The following is a 19,323-nucleotide window of genomic DNA, read 5'->3' on the forward strand; positions in this document are numbered from 1 at the left end:
AAGTATGAATGTAATAAATTAAGTAGCAATGATAAAGGAGAACATAATGTACACAATTGGACAAGTTGCTAAATTTTTAGATGTATCTAGAGATACTTTGAAGTTTTAATCAAAATGTGTGGGGTTCTTCTTTTTATAGAATAAATATTTGCAGCAATACTTTGGTCAAATTCTAATTAAAACTAAAATCCACCTTTTCTATTATAAATTTTTGTAGTTTGGAATATATCTATTTGATTAACCAAACTAGTATTTTAGGGGCCTTAACTGAAACAATAGATATAACTTCATATCAATCTTGTTAATGAATTTCATTGCCCTCAGATAAAGGACAATAGTAGATCTTTGATTTTTATTACAATTTTGTAAGGTTAAGTAATAAAAATCGATAGAACAGGATATTAGAATGGGATACTCTGATTGATGGATAGAATATTCTGAAAAAAAGGTGGAGCAAATGAAGAATAGACAAAAAGCATCGATAATATGCAAAAGTATTTTATGTTTAATGATTTACATATTTATTACGAATGAAGCATGGTTTACAAATGTGGTGAGGGCAGAATCGGGCACGTTGACTGATAGGAGTATAGAGGATTTCAAAAAAAAGCTGGATGAACAGGTACCAAAATGGCAAGAGAATTATGAGGTACCAGGGGTTGCAATAGGGATTGTACATGAGGGGCGTATTGCTTATACACTTAACTACGGTTATGTAGACAAAAAGACAAAAAAAGCGGTGAGTGACGATACATTGTTTCAAGCTGGTTCCATATCTAAAAACCTTACAGCGTGGGGAATCCTACATCTTGTAGATGAAGGGCATTTATCACTAGATGATCCCGTTGGAAAATATCTGACCAAATGGAAATTACCTAATTCAGAGTTTAATAATAATGAAGTCACAATAAGAAGATTGTTAAGCCATACAGCAGGGCTGTCTGCACATAAAGGATACCTCGGGGTTACACCAGGGAAACATCTTGACTCTATTGAGGAGTCTCTGTCTGGAAAAGGATGGCTTAATGAACCAGTGGAGGTTACCAATAAACCAGGTTCAGAAACAATTTACTCTGGTGGCGGATATACAATTTTACAACTTGTAATTGAAGAGGTTACCGGAATACCGTTTGATCGTTATATGGAAGAACAAATTATGAAACCTTTAGGAATGAAATCTAGTTCATTCTTACAACGTCCTGAAAACCATAACCTTTCGAAAGCTTATGGATATTTTGGAGAGGAGCTCCCTAGTTACCAATTTACCGAACAGGCTGCTGCAGGTCTTAAGACAAATGTTACCGATATGATGACATTGATACTTGCAAGCATGGATGCACATAATAAAGGGAATGGTGTCATCAAAAGTGAACGTGTTACGGAAATGCAAAAGCCGGTATTAGGGGAGAATGGTTTAGGTATATTTGAAAAAAAACTATCTAATCAATGGAAATTAATTTATCATTCTGGTGATAATCGAGGGTGGCATTCTTTTTATGGTTTCATTCCTAATACAAAGGATGGATTGGTAATCCTCACGAATAGTGAAGGTGGTATAGACTTACGACAGGATATTTACCACGCATGGATTGAATATGAAACTGGAAAATTACCTGAAAGTTACTTCTCTCTAGCTGAGCAGAGAAAAAACAACTCTATTACATCAATTGTTATTGAAGCCACACTTGGTTTATATTTGCTGCTATTTGTGATTAGATTGTACAAAGGTAGAAGAACTTTCATTTTTAAGCAAGAGAAGAGATCCTACATCGGATTAGTAGTTAGGACATTTTTACTTATTAGTACTGCTATCCTCGTTTTTTGTGCTGCCTATTTTTGGAGAGTTTTCAGCTTGAATTCCGGTAATACAATAAATTTTATTCTAATAATGGTATGGATTATAACATTATTAATTAGTGGATTTTTCCCGAAAATTAGAAGTAATAAAAAACAACGTATGAAACGAAAAGATTTAACATCAAAATTTACATGTATGTAATGTTAAAAGCTAGAAAGCTAGATTGACGTAAATCGCTAATTGTGGTTTGCAAAAAACGACAAAATCTCTTAAAAAACACTTAACTTTTAACGTCATCTATCTTTACAATCCCTCCCTATAATGTGAATTGGACAAGCATCTAAGAGAAAGCAGAACATGGCAGTTTGTACATTCTATTATTAGGGGGAGAATTTGTATGAAAAAGACAGTTGCTTCGTTAGCAGTTATGGCGGCATTATTGCCGACGTTTTCAGTGTATGCAGAAGGGAAAGAGCAAGTTCGAAAATCAGCTACAACTTTTAATGTTATTAGTGACATTCAAGGGGATTTAGGAGACTTTGATCATGTGTTAAAAGATATGAACAAAGTGACGCCACTTTCTAGAGCGCTTATTATGAATGGGGATATAACGCCAACTGGACAACAGTCACAATACGATGATGTGAAGCGTGTGTTAAACAAAAATAAGCATCCAGAGAATGTATGGTCAACTGTTGGGAATCATGAGTTTTATGCTGGTAAATGGACAGCTGATGGAAAGCTCTCTCAAAGTACATGGCCAAATGGTGTAACGGAAGAAACGCTATTTAACCGCTACTTACAATTTAGCGGGCAAGAAAAGGTATATCATAAAAAAGAATTAGACGGTTATCCGCTTTTATTTTTAGGAACTGAAAAATATATGAAATACCACGATTCAAAAATGTGGGATGAAGTATTTATGAGTGATGAGCAATTAGGTTGGTTAAAACAAAATTTAGAAGAATATAGCCAAAAAGATAAAAATAAGCCCATTTTCATTTTCTCTCATCACGTTTTACCGGATACAGTATCTGGATCAAGACAATCACCGTATTTAAATGACTATTTAAACGTGGATAAATTGTACGATATATTAAAAGATTACCCGCAAGTTGTTTTCTTCACGAGTCACACGCATTGGGATTTAAACTTACCGGACTGGGCTGGAAAAAAGAAAATTGCAGGCGGAGATGAAAAAGGATTTACAGTTGTAAATACGGGCGGTATTGAAACTGGATGGATGTCGGCTGGACCAAATGGCGGAGAGAAGACTGCTCCTGATGGCTATTCATTTAAACAAGGATTACAAGTGAAAGCATATGGTAACGATGTAATGGTAACAGCTTACGATTATAAACGTGATAAGGATATAAAGAAGCTATTAATTAGTGATGCGAAAGTCGCACAAATGGCACCAAATGTAACAGCTGACGATAGTAAAAATGTAATTGTCGGTGCAACGGAGTATATGGAGTACTCTGTAGAAGGAACGAACGAATGGTTGACGTATAATCCAGGGAATGCTCCGAAATTTGATGGGAACAAGGTTGTACACGTACGTCATAAAGGCGAAATGAATTTAGAGCCAGGATTAACACAGCTTCTTCGATTTTCGGCAAATAAGTGATTAGTAAGGGCCTACTTTTTAATAAGTGGGCTCTTTTGTGTTGTCGTTTTTTATCGGTAAGTCGATATATTTCAAGTTATGGACGATATATTTGAAAAAATCGTTCATATAAACTTCATGTACCGAAATAAAGTGAAAGTTATTAATGTAATTTCACGTACCGTATTGGAGTTAAAATTATTAATACAATTCCATTCACAAAAACCGAATTCCAACACATTTTTCACCCAGAAAGATGACTTCATCATTTTTACATGTAATAATAGTATCGTTACATACATTGTGAAAGAAGTACAAAAGGAGCGTTATTAATGAATTTAGCTAAATTCCCGAGAAAAAAATATACAGAGTCATATACTCCAATTGAAAAATTAAACAATTTTTCTGAAGCACTTGGTGGGCCGACTATTTATTTTAAACGAGATGATTTACTTGGTTTAACAGCTGGTGGTAATAAGACGAGAAAGTTAGAGTTTCTAGTTGCAGATGCACAGGCAAAAGGTGCAGATACGTTAATTACAGCTGGTGGTATTCAGTCAAATCATTGCCGTCTAACACTGGCAGCTGCGGTAAAAGAAAAAATGAAATGTATCCTTGTATTAGAAGAAGGGCTTGAGCCAGAAGAGAAGCCAGACTTTAACGGAAACTATTTCTTATATCATTTACTAGGTGCTGAAAATGTAATTGTTGTACCAAACGGAGCAGATCTTATGGAAGAGATGCATAAAGTAGCGAAAGAAGTAAGTGAAAAAGGTAATACACCATATGTAATACCAGTTGGTGGATCAAATCCTACTGGTGCAATGGGATACGTTGCTTGTGCGCAAGAAATTATGGCACAATCATTTGACCAAGGAATTGATTTCAGTACAGTTGTTTGCGTAAGTGGTAGTGCTGGTATGCACGCTGGTTTAATTACTGGTTTTGCTGGAACACAAAGTCACATTCCTGTAATCGGAATCAACGTAAGTAGAGGAAAAGCAGAACAAGAAGAGAAAGTAGCAAAACTTGTAGAGGAAACGTCAGCTCACGTTGGTATTCCGAACTTTATCCCGCGCGAAACTGTTACATGCTTTGATGAATATGTAGGACCAGGTTACGCGTTACCAACACCAGAAATGGTGGAAGCTGTTCAATTACTTGCGAAAACTGAAGGTATTTTACTCGATCCAGTATATACAGGTAAAGCAGTAGCGGGACTAATCGACTTAATTAAAAAAGGTACATTTAATAAAGAAGACAACATTTTATTCGTACATTCAGGTGGTTCACCAGCGTTATATGCGAATACGTCTTTATTTGCGTAAGTGTGAAAAGCATTGGGTATCCAATGCTTTTTTGTTATATAATGGAATTATTATGAAGTGAGAAGGGGGAGTATATGAGTACAAATGCAAAATGGACCATATATACGGTACTTAGCATTTCTATGTTACTAATTTTATTTGTGGCTTATGGAGTTTATTTATATTTCAATTAAGTGAAATGGTAACCAAACCAAAGGAAAAATAAAATAATTACTGTGTTAAATAGAGTAAAACATAAACCGATAATGGCTAAAATTTTCTTCTCAGATCGGCTACAAAAAGAGATAACTGCTAATATTATTACTATAACAGCAGAAGCTAATATGAAATAGGCGAAAGGTACAACATATTCTACTCCAACTCTGTCTAAAATAGGTGAGAAGAGAAAGAGATTAATAGTAACGAATATACTTACAATGAGAAACGTATAACTTTTCCAAGTGTATGTTTGTAACTGCATGGAACGATACTCCTTTCTCTTTATTATGTATATTTTTAAGTTTAAATTAATTACCTTTATTTTACAAATTAAAATATTTTGTATTGAAAAGAGGGTATGAATATGAAAATTAGAAATTGGTCTCTAGTCTTTATTGCGATCTGTATACTCATAATAACCGGCTGTTCAAATATATCAGGCAATGAAGGTCAAAGAATCCAAGTGCAAAAACATATTGGTGATAATGAATATGAAGATCTTAAGGTAGTGAAAGATAATAATGAAGTGTTGCAAGTAAAGAAAATATTAAATGATATTACTTTTGAAAATAAAAAAGTGGAAATGTCTCGCCCAGCTGATTATCACTTTATTTTTCAATTTAAAAATCCGAAAATAGAGGCGAAAGCTGTGTCGTATCAAATTTGGGTAAGCCCTAATAAGGATAAAATAGAAATCAAGACGGGGGAAAATCGGTACGCTCAATTAGAAGGGAAACATGCAGCCACTTTGTTTCAGATTGTTACAGGGGAGAAACTAGTTGAATAAACGTATATAGGGTTATAGGAACTCAGCTCGTATTGTTCATTTTGGAGATAATTAGTATTCAACAAAAATAGCTATCTTTTTATATTGGAATAAATATTGAGAATCGGATAAAATGGAAATTGGACATTGACTTGATGAGCATGAGGTTCTCCGCTTATAAGCAGATTAATGAACATTAAGGTGTCCATTAATCCGCCAGTGAATAATAATGCTAGGAAATATATTGTTTTTACAAAGATTCGATGTTATGTTTAATTTTCTCAATATAATATTTTCCTTATATAGGAGTGGCTATTTGAAGAAGTTAATATTATTAGTTTTATTGGCTACATGCTGTCTCACCATTGCAGGATGTTCTAATAATAGGATTACACCAAAGAATGAGTCTAAAACTTCAACATCTGTAAAGATTAAACGTATCAACAAAGCGTGGTACAAACATATTTAATAGTTTTAAGAAACTTGAAATTGTTGATGATAAAGGTCATAAGGTGAAATTCGTTAGGCTGATAGTAGAGGTTGTGAAACCTGGTGAAAAGCGGGAAGCATAGTTTGCATTTGAATTTATAAAAAATGCGACATTAAAATATTCACAAAAAAGAGTCTACATGTAGTCCTTTTTTTGTGGATATTTTTCATAAATAATAGACATTCTATGGTGCCTTCCTCTGATTTGAACCATCCGGAAATTATTTTACCAAGTTAAGTAGTGTCGCCCTTCAAAATTCGGCGAATGCGAGGGACCCGTAGTAGCTCGATTGATATGGTCCTTTTTTCACTTTATCTATCATCTTAATGTATCTGTCTATTAAAAAATCTAACTTTAATCGATTAAATGAGATGAAATCTGTTAAAAATAATGAAATTTCAGGAAAAATAAGGTACACTATTCAATGGTTTTGGTTTAAAATCGATTGACGTTAATGTATACGGGGGAAAGATTAATGAACAACAATACAGTAAATGAATCTGTTGAAGAAGTTGAGAAAAAACGGGTAAGATCAAAAAAACGCTTTACAAATTGGAAGCTTATCGCAGCGGGTGGCGGTTTAATTGCACTTCTTATTGGAGGAATGAGTTATTATCAAGCAACTAACTTCAATTCGAATGTTACGATTAACGATACAAAAGTCGGTGGTTTGAGCGCTGATCAGGCAATACAGAAATTAAAAACGTCTGGGCTAGCAAATAAAGTCTATATTGATCAACAAGAAATTTTAGATGAACAAGATACAAAAACGGAACTGACGGAAAAAGATTTGCCACAAGTTAAGAAACTATTAAAAAGTCAGTGGACATTTTTCCCTTCTGCAAAGGAAAAAGATTATTCATTGCTACCGGAAAAAGCGGATCAGTATCGTAGTGAAACGATGAAAAAACTTGTAGAAGAAAAGCTCGTTTCTATGAATGAAAAATTAAAAGCACCTCAAGATGCTATGGCGAAGCTTGAACAAGGGAAAGTTGTAATTTCGAAGAGCGTTGATGGAAAACAGTATGACGTTACAAATCTACTAAAAGATTACGACAAGCAGAAGCATAAAAGCGAAATTCATCTGAAGTCTGCATACATACAGCCTATTAAAGAAGACGATCCAATCATCAAAAAAGAAGAGAAAGCATTACAAAATCTTCTTACGCAGTCTGTTGATTATAAAGTGCAGGATGAAGTGTATTCATTAAAAGCGAAAGATCTAATTCAAAATGCTACTATGTCAAAGGATATGAAAGTAAAAATCGATGCGAGCGACATTAAGAATAAGGTTGCTGAAATTAATAAGGCTAAATCTACATTACATAAAGACTTTGCTTTTAAAACACATTCTGGCTCGGTTATTTCAGTAAAGGGACAAGGATACGGCTGGGCACTAGATGTGGAAAAAGAAACAAAACAAGTTCAACAAGCCTTTGAGAAAGGCGAGAAATCGCTTTCTGCTTCTAATATTCACGGGAATGGTTGGGAGAAGGAAGGGATCGGCTATAAAACAACATCGAATAATGGCATTGGAGACACATATGCAGAAGTTTCTATTGCAGATCAACAAATTTGGATTTATAAAGATGGGAAATTAGTTGTCACAACCAATGTAGTAACGGGTAAACATAGCACGAGTGAAGATACATCACCAGGTGTGTGGTACGTTCTATATAAACGAACACCATACACGCTTAAAGGAAGCGCAGTAGGTAAAGCTGATTATGCAGTGAAAGTAGATTACTGGGTTCCATTCACAAATAGCGGTCAAGGATTCCATGATGCAGGCTGGCGAAAAGACTGGGGAAATAATGCTTATTTAACAGGAGGATCAGGCGGGTGTGTAAACCTTCTTCCTAACGTTGCAAAAACTGTATATGATAGTTTGAACACGTATGACCCAGTTATTGTTTACTAATAGCTATGTATTAAGACCATAAAAGAATAAACAAAGCAAGAAATCTTACTTGATGTATATGAAAAAAAACCTCTTGAATTCGCATGCAAATTCAAGAGGTTTTTTTGTTTGAAAACAAGAGTTCATTGCTTATAAGAAACAAAGTAGAAAGAGATTGAGATGAAGAAACAGGTATTCAAATAGTCAATAAAATTGACATTGAATATCATTTTCACTTATTATAGAATCATTGCATTTAATTAGACATGACTTTTTTATTAATATAATAGATTTTTAATAAGGTGTCCCATTAAAGAATTTAAACGTAGGAAAGGGTAATATAAAAATGAACTGGAAAAAAGGCGGATTATGGATCATTATTTTTTTCATTGTAAAAGGTACGATTTCTACACTGTTAATCGTTACAGGTGCTAAATATTTTAATTTATCATTTATGCAACTTTTCGCACTAGTACTGATCTTATTACTGATTTCTCTCATAAGCCGAAAATTGCTGTATAAACATAAACAAAACAAAAAGCAAAAAGAGCTAAATATATAATGAAGCCCCAGAGACCTTTGGATTTCTGGGGTTTTATTTCTATAGTTTTTTCTACATGTATATCAACTTAACAGAAAAGGTTGTCCAAAATGATAAAATCGATGTTGTTTAAAATGTGGCAATTATTTTTACATAAATATTGAAGAGAGCTTTTGAATCAATCTTTATTTGGAAGCTACAGATGCGCATAAATTATGCTTGTTTTTCCATTGGTAGTTTAAATGTAAACGTACTGCCTTCTCCTAATTTACTTTCAACTGTAATTTCTCCTCCGTGTAGTTCGACAATCCATTTTACCATCGACAATCCTAAACCTGTGTTTCCGGTGCTTGAAGATGTTCGTGCTGCGTCAACTCGATAGAAGCGGTCCCATATTTTCGTAATATGTTGCTCGCTGATGCCTATGCCATTATCGGAGACTTTACCTATTATGTTGGTTTCATCACGGAACAGTTGCATATGCACAGTGCCGTTCGCTTTGCTATAAGCAATCGCATTCGTTAGTAAATTCATTAATAAACGCATCATCAATGTTTGATCTGCTTTCATAAACAGGTCTTCCTCTATATGAGTTGTTATATCAATCGAAGCTTCTTGAACCATTAATGAAAGCTCTTCTACAACGATTTCCGTTAATTCACTCATATTGATACATTCAAATTGGAAAGTATTATGCTTTCCTTGGTCAGCTCTTGCTAATAATAAGAGTTGTGAGATTAGCGCGGACATTTTACGTGATTGCTTTAAAATTACTTCTAACGATTCTTCCATTTCTTTCGAATTATTCCTCAGTGATAAAGCGTATTCGCATTGTGAAATAATAACAGATGTTGGTGTTCTTAATTCATGAGATGCGTCAGATGTAAATTGTTTTTCACTTTCGAATGATGTCTCCAATCGCTCAAACATTTTGTCAAAGGTTTGTGCTAAATGATACATTTCGTCTTTCGGTGAACCTTGTAAATTAATTCTCTTCGAAAGATCTTTACCATCACCAATTTTACTAGCTGAATCACTCATTTGTTGCACAGGTCGAAACGCTCTTTGCGTAATAAAATATCCTCCCACTGCGGAAATGAGAATAAGTAATGGAAATGAGATGAGTGTTACCACAATAAGCGTATTCATCGTTGATGATAATTGGCTCATAGTCATTATTCCACGAATCCAGACTTGCTCATCGCCGCCTGCATTGTGGAGAAAATCATATACAATCCATTCTTTATTACCGTCTTTAATGGTTTGTATTTCATCGGATTTAAGCGATATCTTTTTATTAAAGCTTGTTGGACTATTTCCTGCCAGCATCTCGCCTTGTTTACTATAAATGATGATATTTACTCCATCTTCTAAGGGTTCAAAATCATCGTCCATCTTTAATTGTCCATGATTATATTCAATATCTTCCATGCTTTCTTTTACTGTGCTCTTCAATTGATCTTTCATATTAAAAAGCAAAACTTTATCTGAAGAAGTTAAAATAAAAGCTAACACGAGTGCCATAATAATTACAATTAGCCCTGTATACCACAGGGTTACTTTCATTTTAATTGATAGTCTTTTCATGATTCTACTCGCAATACGTAACCAGTTCCTCGTATTGTATGAATTAACTTCGTTTCAAACTGGCTATCAATTTTTTTACGAAGATAGCGGACGTAAACATCAATAATATTCGAGCCACCTTCATAGTCGTAATTCCACACATGTTGTTCAATTTTATCTCGTGTCAGCACAACTTCTTTATTACGAATCATATATTCTAAAATAGCAAATTCTTTACTGGAAAGAGTGATAACTTGGCCTCCTCTTGTTACTTTATGCATATTGCAGTCTACCACTAGGTCAGCGATTTCAAACACATTAGATGTGCTTCCTGTATTTCTTCGCATTAACACTCGAATTCTTGCTAGCAGTTCGTCAAAAGCAAACGGCTTTACTAAATAATCGTCCGCACCTAAGTCGAGTCCTGTTACGCGATCATCAATTGAATCTTTAGCTGTTAGAAGCAAGACAGGGGTTGTATGATTATCCGCGCGTAATCTTTGTAATACTTGTAAACCATCTATTCCGGGAATCATAATGTCAAGCACAATCAAATCGTAGGTAGCCATGTTTATATAATCCAAGGCATCTTCGCCATTCCCACATGCATCGACACTATAATGTTCTACATTTAATCGTTTTACTAATATATTTTGTAAGTCTTGTTCATCTTCGACAATAAGAACTCGCATTACCATTCTCCTTTTCTTCTTATTAATATGTATCACTATAATTCAAAAACATTAAAGAAAGATTAGAAACTATTTAATTATATCATTTTATTTTTTTGTATATTAATCTTCCTTTAATGTTTGTTCAGTAATATAAAGGCAAGGATAAGATGCACATGTAAAGGGAGGAAAAAAGAATGAGAAAGTGGATGTTGATTGGAGCAATGTCTTGTTTATTCTTAACAGCTTGTTCTACTCAAGCTGATAACAATACAGAAGTACAACAACTGAAAGTGGAAAATGATACATTGCAAAAAGAAAGTGCTCAACTACAACAAGAACCACACAAAACAGGGCCTGCTGCGAATGATACGAAGCAAATACAAGATTTTAAAAATGAAGTCACATCTATCGTTGAAAAGGCAAATAATACGAAACCAGTTGGAGCAAAAGAAGAAAACTTAAATACGTACTTAGCAGCAAAAAAAGAAATTGATCAATTAGATGACAATATAGATCTATCTGATAATCAGCTTGAAGCAGATTATCGTGCTGGAACGATAACTGTTGAACAATATGAAACGCAAGAAAGAGAACACGATATACTAGAAGATCAATTAGAGCAAGCAGAAAATGCACTTGAAGCAAGATTCGGAATAGATGATTAATCATGAAGGAGTGGATGAAAATGTTAAAACATAAAAAGAAAATAATTATAAGTGTAATTGCTATTTTAGTAAGTGGTATTGCTATTGTTGGGGGATATTATGGTATGGGTTACAATTATGCAAAAAAGAATGAAAACTACACAGAGAAACAAGTTCGTGAAATTTCTTTATCTCATACAAAAGGAGAAATTATGAATGTGAAAAAAGAATTCGAATTAGAAGATGACAACTTAACACAATCTACATTTGAATATGAAGTGGAAATCAAAACACCTGATAATCTGTTAAATAGTTTAAAAGTTAGTGCTAGAACAGGTACAATAGAAATCAATAGTGAAGATTAAAAAAATATCGCATATTTGAAAAAACTCCTAACAAAATTTGTTAGGAGTTTTTTCATGTTTATACTCTATTATTTTAAAAGGGGGACCGCTACATCGCCATTAAGCTAACAAAATAAAATACCATTTAATATGAAAAAATACGCTATTCTTTCTGAATAATTATAGGAAAGGTATCGGTCCAATCCAAGTGTATATTTGTGACGAGTTGAATTCAAACTTGACCTTAGATTCACAGATTTTTCTTTTTCTCTAATCGTGCGAATTTGATTACGTATAATTACATAACAACTCGTTATTGTAACTTCGTTATCTTGCTGTTACATTCCAAAATGCGTACAACAGCGTGCCTTCAAGGTTATACTGATGCTGGAGGTGATTCAAAGTGACATACGATCGGAAAATGAATTCGAAGAAAACTAATTAACAACTAAATTATTACGGGTAAATTCAAACTGTATATTGATTGGTTTATAAACGAATGTGCAGTATTTTTAGGAAGTTGATCTTTTCATTAGCCAGAAAGCTTTTGAGTCCTAATAGTAAACATCAATTCTTCATTTTGAAACTAAAATTGCTTTTATATTAGGTTTCAAATTTTATGTGGTACAGACATTAGTTGAAAGGTAGGTTTTGCCTGCTCTGACTTATATCGTAAAATTGATAATTTATAAAGATGGATTTAACGGGGGGATAATATGAAAGATAGCAAACATTTTAATTTTCATAAGCTTTGGCTAGGGCAGTCTATAAGTTTGTTAGGTACTCAGTTTACAATAGTAGCTTTGCCACTTTTTGCATTAGAGGTGTTACAAACAAGTGAAGCAAATGCTGCTATGCTTCGTGGGGTTATATTCGTCCCGTACCTAATTTTCGGATTAGTAGCCGGTGCTTTAATAGACATTTTTCGTAGGAAAAATGTCTTGCTAATTTGTAGTATATGTCAAGGAGTATTGTTTTTATCAGTATTCATACTGACTGTAACAAATATTATAACGTTCCCCTTATTGGTATGTATCATGTTTTTAAATGGAATATTCACCACGTTTTACAACATCGCTATTCCTTCTTTCTTACCGGAAATAGTAACAGATAAAGACAACTTAAAAAAAGGAAATGCGCAACTAGCACTTTCGGAGTCTATTTCTATAGTAATTGGTCCTATGCTAGCTGGAATTGTCATTACTCTAGTTGGATTAACAGGCTCATTCACTGTTGACGCAGTAACGTATTTTGTTTGTTTTATGTTTGTATTATTCATTTCAAAGTTTAAACCGCATACAGAAGCTTCTTTAAAAGACGTAAATGTAAAATCCATATACCAAAACATATATGAAGGTTTGATATATTTTAAAAAACACCCTGTATTGGAGCCGATTGTAACTTGTGGTGCTGTTTACGGTTTTTTTAAATACATATTAAATAGCATTTTAGTAATATTCCTTTATAAAGTAATGGGGCTATCTGAAATTGAAATAGGGTTTGTTGTAGGTTCAGCAGCGGTGGGATTTTTAATAGGTAATACGGTTCTCATGAAAAAAAGTCAACAAATTAATAATACAAAAATGCTTATTTATAGCGCTACTGTATCAGTTACCGGTTTGGCTTTTATACCGATAATGGGCTATATGGGAACAGTTTACGGTATAGTAGCCGCAAGTATTATACATGGTATGGGAGAAGGTGTATTTGGCCCTTACGCTGCAACTATACGACAACTTGCCTCACCAAACCACATGCTGGGCCGAGTAAATGCTGTACAGCGCACGCTTAATTGGGGAGCTTGGGCATTGGGAAGTTTTGCTAGTGTATTTTTAATTTCTATATTCGGGCTTCAAACTACGTTATTTATAGGAGGTTTCGGAACAACATTGTGTTTAGTGGCGTTGTTAAGACGAGGCGTATCAAAAGGAACTGACATTGAATATACGAGTTCATTTTAGAGGGGATGATTATGATGCATAAGGTATTAAAAGGAACTGACATAGAAAATAAACCACACATTTTATTTATAGGGGGATGGACAAAACCTATACAAGATGCATTAGACAGTGGGTTTACTGTTTCGTATATAGGGTCTTATGCTAAACACATATATTTTGATGGGGCTATCTTAGAAAAATGTTTCTATAAAAAAGATATAGACACAACAAACAGCCCATTGTCTATATACTATGCTGAAGAATTATTCAAAGAGAAACCTTTTGATGTTGTTGTATCCTTCAACGAAACAGCATTAGATACGGCTTGTATAATTGCAAAGATTTTTAATGTTAAAGGGCCTTCTTACAATGCTAATATGATAACTCGCAATAAAGACATGATGCGTGAAATTCTAGCAGGCAAAGACTTTTCGATAGATTCGACAGTTTGCAATAACATTGAAGACATTAATGAATTTTTGAACAAAAAAGATAGAGTTATAATAAAGCCATCGATCGGGGCAGGTGGTAAAGGGGTATGTAAGCTAGACACGGAAGATGAAGTAGGGGGATTTATAAAAGAAAATGGTATTCAACTACCTGTTTTAGTGGAAGAGTATATTGAAGGTGATATCGTTTATACAGTTGAAACCGTTTCTTATAACAAAAAACATTCTATATTAGCTATATCAGCTGAAGTATTTAAAGAAGATACATTTATAATAAACTATACGATTATGCCGGCACCTATAGATGAATCTCAAAAGCAATTCATTATGGAGAAAGTAATGCTATTTTTGGACGACGTGCAAATGGAAAATGGCATTACTCATACAGAAATAAAGTTAGACAAACAAAATAAGCCAATAATTATAGAATCTCAAGTTAGAATAGGTGGAGGAAACATCTGGAAGATGGTGGAGCTAACAACCGGTATATCTCAATTTGGATACTATTATGATGCGTTAGCTACTGAGACTATAGATGAATTTAGATGTATACCTTCAAAATGTCAAGCTATGTCTTTAAGTCTGATTCCAAAGCCAGGTTGCATAAAAGAAATCAAGTATAAAAAGTTAGCTAACATATCCGAAGTCGTATTAATTGATCTATTAGTAAAAGAGGGCGATACCATACCAACTATTGTAGATAGTACTCAACGCAAGGGAAGTATATTATTTACAGCTAATGATTTAGAACATATGTATGAAGTTGCAGAGAAAATATGTGACAATATAACGTTTGTTTATCAGGATTTATCAGAATGGAAACCTTCTTTTAAAAAATATAAGTAAAAAGAAATGTAGCAAATGACTGGTCCATATAACAAAGGACAATTTAAATCACATGTGTATGTTAATCAACAATTGGATAAGAGTGAGGCCAATGCATTAGCTAAAGCTATATTTTTCGATGAAAATGGCGAGTTTATATAACGAGTCCTGCAATGGTAATTACAATTCGGCTTTTTTGTATTGAAATATGCTTAGCGTGGTTTTTTCTGAAATACTGGCGATACCCCATCAAGCTAATATTTTGATGTCCCCCAAACAAAAAAAATATTTCTTCACAGTTAGTTGTTTATGAGAATAGAGTTCATTTTTTGTGTTTGGATATTCGCTTTTCTTAGCTTGATGGCAATGTGGCTCTACCCCTTATAAAACGTACAAAAATCTTTCAAATAGCTCTAACTTGCACAATGCTTCCCATTAATATAATAAGCTGATTCTGTGAAAACCGTAAATACAACCTCTACTTCTGGAAGTCCAAAATCCATTACATATGTAGTAATGGCCTTGGCAAATCGATCACGAATTTCCTGTCCACGCTCGAACCATTTCACTTCAATAAGAGGAAACGCTTCTATTTCTTCTCCATTGAATACAAACGTAGAACTTGGTAGTTCCAACGTAAAATTATCCGTACCACACTCACAAATCTCTGCGAGCTCTTCAACTAATGGCTTGCTTATGCGTTTTAATTGTTCAGTAGTAATTCCACGAAATACAACATGCGGCATATGAATCCCTCCGTTAAATAGCTTTATATTTGCTCACATCATAACACAATTTATTTTACTGCACTAATATCTATTGGTACATTTCAATGACATTCTTAAGAATGATCATATGTTATTGAAGCAATACATGTATTATAACTATTTAAAACATTTGAGAGCTCGGTAATTGGGTAAATAAAAAAAGCCCTATCATTCTCCCTGTAAGGAGGCATGAGGGGAGGACTCTGTTAGGAAAGGGATAGTGCGCTTATATATTTTAAAAAGAAAAGACACCCTAAGGTGCCTTCCTCCGACTTGATAACCACTTTAATTTTAATAACATTGGATTCGCATCCGAATACTATTTTACTATGTTAAGTAATGTTGGTCATTGAGAAAGTCAAATACGTAGTGTTCATATATAGTGACACCTAGGAGGATGCAAGATGTAATACAGTTTTTTATTTATACAACAACAAAAAAGAATCCTAAAACCGTGCCGGGATAGGAATGTATAAAAAAATGCATAGATCGATAGAACAAAGAAAGGGGGTTCCCTTGTAAGGGGAAGATGCCTCCTTGTCCTTGCTACCGATAATAAAGTGTTATGTAGACAATACTTGTATAGATAGGATATATAGCCCATACCCATCAACTTAAGAAATGTATTGTCCCCCAAAACGAAAAAATGAGTCGAATTCTTATAAATAATTGTAAAAAGGTAAATTTCTCGTAATGGAGATGTCTCAAAATGTTAGCTTGATGGGCATGTGGTGCTACCCCATGCCCATCAACTTAAGAATTTAGAACTCCCCCAAAAAATTATGAGTTTTTTGTTACAAGTTATCACAAAATTTTCGTTTTTTGGGTAGTTTTATTTTCTTAGCTTGATTGCGATGAGCGGTACTCCATAAAGGCCCCTGATACATAATTGATGTTCTGCCATTTGTAGAAAACAATCCACTTATACCATTTTAACAAGAAGAAATATCTCGTCCATGTTGTAATATTGGCTTACGTTAAGCTTGTGAAAAAAACATATTCATGTATAATACAATTGATGTATGATACATTAGCTGTAGGAGGGTGACCTATTTGAAAAGAGAAGATGCCTTAAAACTAAGAACAGATATTAAGAAAATGATTATAATAACTGGGGTTTTTGAATCTCAAAATTTGCCCAATGGACCATTTGAAAAACCTTTACCAACTTCTCAAATGATGGCGTTAGAGGAACTAGAGGTGGAAAAATTAACTGTTTGGCAACTATCCAATAAACTTAGATTAGAGACTTCAACTGTAAGTAGATTGGTAGATAAGTTAGTAAAAAAGGGGCTTATTTATCGTGAAGTAAATGAAAAAAATAGAAGAGAACTTTTTCTGCACCTCACAGAAAAAGGTCACATAACTGTTAATTGCTTAAGAGAGCAATCCATTACATTTTATCAAAGTATTCTCAATAATTTATCAGAATCAGAACAAAAAATAGTTGTGGATGGTTTTGAATTATTTATTGATTCTATTTCTAAGCCTTTTGATTAGAGTGAGGTAAATCATAACATTTGGAGGGTAAAATGAGTTTGGGTTTTGAACGTCCTATTATTGAATTAAAAGAGAAATTTGATGAATTAAAGAAAATTATGAAAGAAAATAATGTAGATTTATCGCCAGAAATTCATGTATTAGAAAAACGTTTAAATAAAATGCAAGATAAAATTTATTCTAATATTACACCTTTTCAACGAGTTCAAATTGCAAGGCTACGTAACCGGCCCACGACATTGGACTATATACCTTTATTGTTTACAAACTTTCTCGAACTTCATGGTGATCGATTATATGGTGATGATAAAGCAATGATAGGTGGTATTGCAAAATTTAAAGGGATGACCGTTACGGTTATTGGTCATCAAAGAGGTAGAAATACAAAGGAAAATATAGAAAGAAATTTTGGAATGGCACATCCAGAAGGTTATAGAAAAGCGCTAAGACTTATGAAACAAGCTGATAAATTTAATCGCCCTATTATTACATTTATTGATACAATAGGCGCCTATCCAGGGAAAGGATCTGAAGAACGTGGAATTTCTGAAGCGATAGCTCGAAATCTATTTGAAATGGCTACACTTAAAGTGCCAATTGTTTGTATTGTAATTGGAGAGGCATCAAGTGGTGGAGCTCTTGGCATTAGTGTCGGTAACCATATCCATATGTTAGAGTATTCATGGTACTCGGTAATTTCGCCAGAAGGAGCAGCATCTATCCTATGGAAGGACGCTAAGTATGCTCCAGAAGCTGCCGAACATATGAAAATTTCAGCAAAAGATTTAAAACATTTAGGAATTATTGATGAAATCATTCCTGAAATTAAAGGTGGAGCACAAAATGATATAAAATCACAGGCAAAAGTGATTGAATCTGTAATCGAATCATCTCTAAAAAAATTAATACTATTATCCTCGGAAGAGCTTATACAACAGCGGTATGAAAAGTATAGACAAATAGAGAATTATAAATGAAAATATTTAAAGTCCGTATTAAATTTCGGAGGATTCTCGCAAAAAAATTCTAAATATTTTGCAAGTAACCTCTTAAACTGGGATATGCTGATACTATTACACTACAAAAGGTGTATGATCGGTATGGAAAAGGAAAATTTGTTCAAATGGAAGCATTATCACATACCCATCAACTTAAGAAATTGATTGTTCCCCAAAACGAAAAAATGAGCTGAATTCTCATAAATAACTGTAAAAAGGTGAAAATTTCGGTATGGGGGTATCTCAAAGGCTTAGGTTGATGGCAATGGGGTGGGCCCCCTTTTAGCAAAACCGGAGTGGAAATGATGAGTATAAACAGTTTTGTGGGATTGATAAAGGACGAATTATTAAAAGAGGTAAGCATTAGAAGTGAGGATGAATTCGAGCCTGTAGTAGTTAAAGATATTCCTAGACTTTGGAAGTGTTTAGGGATGGGTAATTATGCCGCAGTATTTATGCATCAAGAATACAAAGATTGGGTAGTGAAAGTTTACGCGCGAGAAGGAGAAGGAATTGAAAAAGAGTCAGAAGTATACCGAAGAATTGGAAACCATCCTTCTTATTCGAAGCTTATATATAAAGGAGAAAATTTCATAGTATTGAAACGTTTAAAAGAAATTACCTTATACGATGCTATTCATAAGGGCATTAAAATTCCTAAGCAGGTGATCTTTGATATCAATGAAGCTTTAGAGTATGCAAGAGAACAAGGATTAACTCCTTGTGACGTTCACGGGAAAAATGTGATGATGGAAAACGGAAGAGGGTATGTAGTCGATGTATCTGACTTCTTAAAAACAAAAGAAGATAGTAAGTGGAGAGACCTAGAAAAGGCATATTTTACATTTTATTTGCCTTTTATTTATAAATTTCCTTTCCCTATTAAAATACCATATTTTATGTTAAACATTGTTAGACATTCGTATAGAAAATATAAGAAGCTTAAAATGAAATTCAATTTGTAAAAGGACCACATACTTATCTTT

Annotated in this window: 18 protein-coding genes; 14 read left to right on the forward strand and 4 right to left on the reverse strand. The window is 33.7% G+C overall.

Features of this window, described 5'->3' with window-relative positions:
• Window positions 1-457 precede the first annotated feature (457 nt).
• The 4 genes from DM800_RS25385 to cuyA all read left to right on the forward strand — a co-directional run bounded on the left by DM800_RS25385 (window position 458) and on the right by cuyA (window position 4,735).
• Window positions 458-1,999 carry a serine hydrolase domain-containing protein gene (locus tag DM800_RS25385; RefSeq protein ID WP_098134431.1) on the forward strand — a complete coding sequence of 514 codons (1,542 nt, stop codon included), beginning with the start codon at window positions 458-460 and terminating at the stop codon, window positions 1,997-1,999.
• Window positions 2,000-2,195: 196 nt separating this feature from the next.
• Complete coding sequence (locus DM800_RS25390) at window positions 2,196-3,428, forward strand: DUF4073 domain-containing protein (protein ID WP_088063976.1); 1,233 nt, start codon at window positions 2,196-2,198, stop codon at window positions 3,426-3,428.
• A gap of 78 nt (window positions 3,429-3,506) precedes the next feature.
• Window positions 3,507-3,740, forward strand: coding sequence for a hypothetical protein (locus DM800_RS29380; RefSeq protein ID WP_179955711.1), 234 nt, complete (start codon window positions 3,507-3,509; stop codon window positions 3,738-3,740).
• The gene (gene cuyA, locus DM800_RS25395) at window positions 3,740-4,735 is read left to right on the forward strand and encodes a D-cysteate sulfo-lyase (protein WP_088063975.1); all 996 of its coding nucleotides are present in this window, start codon (window positions 3,740-3,742) and stop codon (window positions 4,733-4,735) included. The genes DM800_RS29380 and cuyA overlap by 1 nt, the downstream gene beginning before the upstream one ends.
• A 169-nt stretch (window positions 4,736-4,904) precedes the next feature.
• Here cuyA and DM800_RS25400 read toward each other — a convergent pair whose 3' ends face one another.
• Window positions 4,905-5,195 carry a hypothetical protein gene (locus tag DM800_RS25400; RefSeq protein ID WP_088063973.1) on the reverse strand — a complete coding sequence of 97 codons (291 nt, stop codon included), beginning with the start codon at window positions 5,193-5,195 and terminating at the stop codon, window positions 4,905-4,907.
• Window positions 5,196-5,297: 102 nt separating this feature from the next.
• On the opposite strand from DM800_RS25400, the gene DM800_RS25405 reads away from it, so the two are divergent.
• The 3 genes from DM800_RS25405 to DM800_RS25420 all read left to right on the forward strand — a co-directional run bounded on the left by DM800_RS25405 (window position 5,298) and on the right by DM800_RS25420 (window position 8,651).
• The gene (locus tag DM800_RS25405) at window positions 5,298-5,720 is read left to right on the forward strand and encodes a YhfM domain-containing protein (RefSeq protein WP_147787894.1); all 423 of its coding nucleotides are present in this window, start codon (window positions 5,298-5,300) and stop codon (window positions 5,718-5,720) included.
• A 944-nt stretch (window positions 5,721-6,664) separates the two neighbouring features.
• Window positions 6,665-8,110, forward strand: a complete 1,446-nt coding sequence (locus tag DM800_RS25415) for a L,D-transpeptidase family protein (RefSeq protein WP_147787895.1) — start codon at window positions 6,665-6,667, stop codon at window positions 8,108-8,110.
• Between the two features lie 325 nt (window positions 8,111-8,435).
• On the forward strand, window positions 8,436-8,651 hold the full coding sequence (locus DM800_RS25420; protein ID WP_001104093.1) for a hypothetical protein: 216 nt from the start codon (window positions 8,436-8,438) through the stop codon (window positions 8,649-8,651).
• Between the two features lie 192 nt (window positions 8,652-8,843).
• Here DM800_RS25420 and DM800_RS25425 read toward each other — a convergent pair whose 3' ends face one another.
• Window positions 8,844-10,217 carry a sensor histidine kinase gene (locus DM800_RS25425; RefSeq protein ID WP_088609342.1) on the reverse strand — a complete coding sequence of 458 codons (1,374 nt, stop codon included), beginning with the start codon at window positions 10,215-10,217 and terminating at the stop codon, window positions 8,844-8,846.
• Window positions 10,214-10,888 carry a response regulator transcription factor gene (locus tag DM800_RS25430; RefSeq protein ID WP_088609343.1) on the reverse strand — a complete coding sequence of 225 codons (675 nt, stop codon included), beginning with the start codon at window positions 10,886-10,888 and terminating at the stop codon, window positions 10,214-10,216. The genes DM800_RS25425 and DM800_RS25430 overlap by 4 nt, the downstream gene beginning before the upstream one ends.
• 176 nt (window positions 10,889-11,064) lie before the next feature.
• On the opposite strand from DM800_RS25430, the gene DM800_RS25435 reads away from it, so the two are divergent.
• The 4 genes from DM800_RS25435 (at window position 11,065) to DM800_RS25450 (ending at window position 15,093) form a co-directional block, all read left to right on the forward strand.
• Window positions 11,065-11,535 (forward strand): hypothetical protein, encoded by a 471-nt coding sequence (locus tag DM800_RS25435; RefSeq protein WP_147787896.1) that lies wholly within the window; start codon window positions 11,065-11,067, stop codon window positions 11,533-11,535.
• Between the two features lie 20 nt (window positions 11,536-11,555).
• Entirely contained in the window at window positions 11,556-11,879 is a 324-nt protein-coding gene (locus DM800_RS25440) for a PepSY domain-containing protein (protein ID WP_147787897.1), read from the forward strand.
• 695 nt (window positions 11,880-12,574) lie between these two features.
• Complete coding sequence (locus DM800_RS25445) at window positions 12,575-13,819, forward strand: MFS transporter (protein ID WP_147787898.1); 1,245 nt, start codon at window positions 12,575-12,577, stop codon at window positions 13,817-13,819.
• A 14-nt stretch (window positions 13,820-13,833) separates the two neighbouring features.
• Complete coding sequence (locus DM800_RS25450) at window positions 13,834-15,093, forward strand: ATP-grasp domain-containing protein (RefSeq protein WP_142310450.1); 1,260 nt, start codon at window positions 13,834-13,836, stop codon at window positions 15,091-15,093.
• A 392-nt stretch (window positions 15,094-15,485) separates the two neighbouring features.
• Here DM800_RS25450 and DM800_RS25455 read toward each other — a convergent pair whose 3' ends face one another.
• Entirely contained in the window at window positions 15,486-15,818 is a 333-nt protein-coding gene (locus DM800_RS25455; RefSeq protein ID WP_001120967.1) for a DUF1904 family protein, read from the reverse strand.
• Window positions 15,819-16,892: 1,074 nt separating this feature from the next.
• Between DM800_RS25455 and DM800_RS25460 the strand changes: the two genes are divergently transcribed.
• From DM800_RS25460 to DM800_RS25475, 3 genes are all read left to right on the forward strand, one after another.
• Complete coding sequence (locus DM800_RS25460; protein ID WP_000817662.1) at window positions 16,893-17,339, forward strand: MarR family winged helix-turn-helix transcriptional regulator; 447 nt, start codon at window positions 16,893-16,895, stop codon at window positions 17,337-17,339.
• Window positions 17,340-17,371: 32 nt separating this feature from the next.
• Window positions 17,372-18,316: an acetyl-CoA carboxylase carboxyltransferase subunit alpha gene (locus tag DM800_RS25465; protein WP_147787899.1), complete on the forward strand. Its 945-nt coding sequence runs from the start codon at window positions 17,372-17,374 to the stop codon at window positions 18,314-18,316.
• Between the two features lie 326 nt (window positions 18,317-18,642).
• Window positions 18,643-19,302 (forward strand): protein kinase family protein, encoded by a 660-nt coding sequence (locus tag DM800_RS25475; RefSeq protein ID WP_141555665.1) that lies wholly within the window; start codon window positions 18,643-18,645, stop codon window positions 19,300-19,302.
• The last annotated feature ends 21 nt before the right edge of the window (window positions 19,303-19,323 follow it).

Source organism: Bacillus sp. AY18-3 (assembly GCF_008042305.1).
GTDB classification, from domain to species: Bacteria; Bacillota; Bacilli; order Bacillales; family Bacillaceae_G; genus Bacillus_A; species Bacillus_A wiedmannii.

Excerpts from the sequence above, each read along its gene's own strand:
- DM800_RS25390 (WP_088063976.1), top strand. The coding sequence starts at position 2,196 with ATGAAAAAGACAGTTGCTTCGTTAGCAGTTATGGCGGCATTATTGCCG.
- DM800_RS25415 (WP_147787895.1), top strand. The coding sequence starts at position 6,665 with ATGAACAACAATACAGTAAATGAATCTGTTGAAGAAGTTGAGAAAAAA.
- DM800_RS25430 (WP_088609343.1), bottom strand. The coding sequence starts at position 10,888 with ATGCGAGTTCTTATTGTCGAAGATGAACAAGACTTACAAAATATATTA.
- DM800_RS25435 (WP_147787896.1), top strand. The coding sequence starts at position 11,065 with ATGAGAAAGTGGATGTTGATTGGAGCAATGTCTTGTTTATTCTTAACA.
- cuyA (WP_088063975.1), top strand. The coding sequence starts at position 3,740 with ATGAATTTAGCTAAATTCCCGAGAAAAAAATATACAGAGTCATATACT.
- DM800_RS29380 (WP_179955711.1), top strand. The coding sequence starts at position 3,507 with ATGGACGATATATTTGAAAAAATCGTTCATATAAACTTCATGTACCGA.
- DM800_RS25465 (WP_147787899.1), top strand. The coding sequence starts at position 17,372 with ATGAGTTTGGGTTTTGAACGTCCTATTATTGAATTAAAAGAGAAATTT.
- DM800_RS25455 (WP_001120967.1), bottom strand. The coding sequence starts at position 15,818 with ATGCCGCATGTTGTATTTCGTGGAATTACTACTGAACAATTAAAACGC.
- DM800_RS25440 (WP_147787897.1), top strand. The coding sequence starts at position 11,556 with ATGTTAAAACATAAAAAGAAAATAATTATAAGTGTAATTGCTATTTTA.
- DM800_RS25385 (WP_098134431.1), top strand. The coding sequence starts at position 458 with ATGAAGAATAGACAAAAAGCATCGATAATATGCAAAAGTATTTTATGT.
- DM800_RS25475 (WP_141555665.1), top strand. The coding sequence starts at position 18,643 with ATGAGTATAAACAGTTTTGTGGGATTGATAAAGGACGAATTATTAAAA.
- DM800_RS25450 (WP_142310450.1), top strand. The coding sequence starts at position 13,834 with ATGCATAAGGTATTAAAAGGAACTGACATAGAAAATAAACCACACATT.
- DM800_RS25405 (WP_147787894.1), top strand. The coding sequence starts at position 5,298 with ATGAAAATTAGAAATTGGTCTCTAGTCTTTATTGCGATCTGTATACTC.
- DM800_RS25445 (WP_147787898.1), top strand. The coding sequence starts at position 12,575 with ATGAAAGATAGCAAACATTTTAATTTTCATAAGCTTTGGCTAGGGCAG.
- DM800_RS25420 (WP_001104093.1), top strand. The coding sequence starts at position 8,436 with ATGAACTGGAAAAAAGGCGGATTATGGATCATTATTTTTTTCATTGTA.
- DM800_RS25425 (WP_088609342.1), bottom strand. The coding sequence starts at position 10,217 with ATGAAAAGACTATCAATTAAAATGAAAGTAACCCTGTGGTATACAGGG.
- DM800_RS25400 (WP_088063973.1), bottom strand. The coding sequence starts at position 5,195 with ATGCAGTTACAAACATACACTTGGAAAAGTTATACGTTTCTCATTGTA.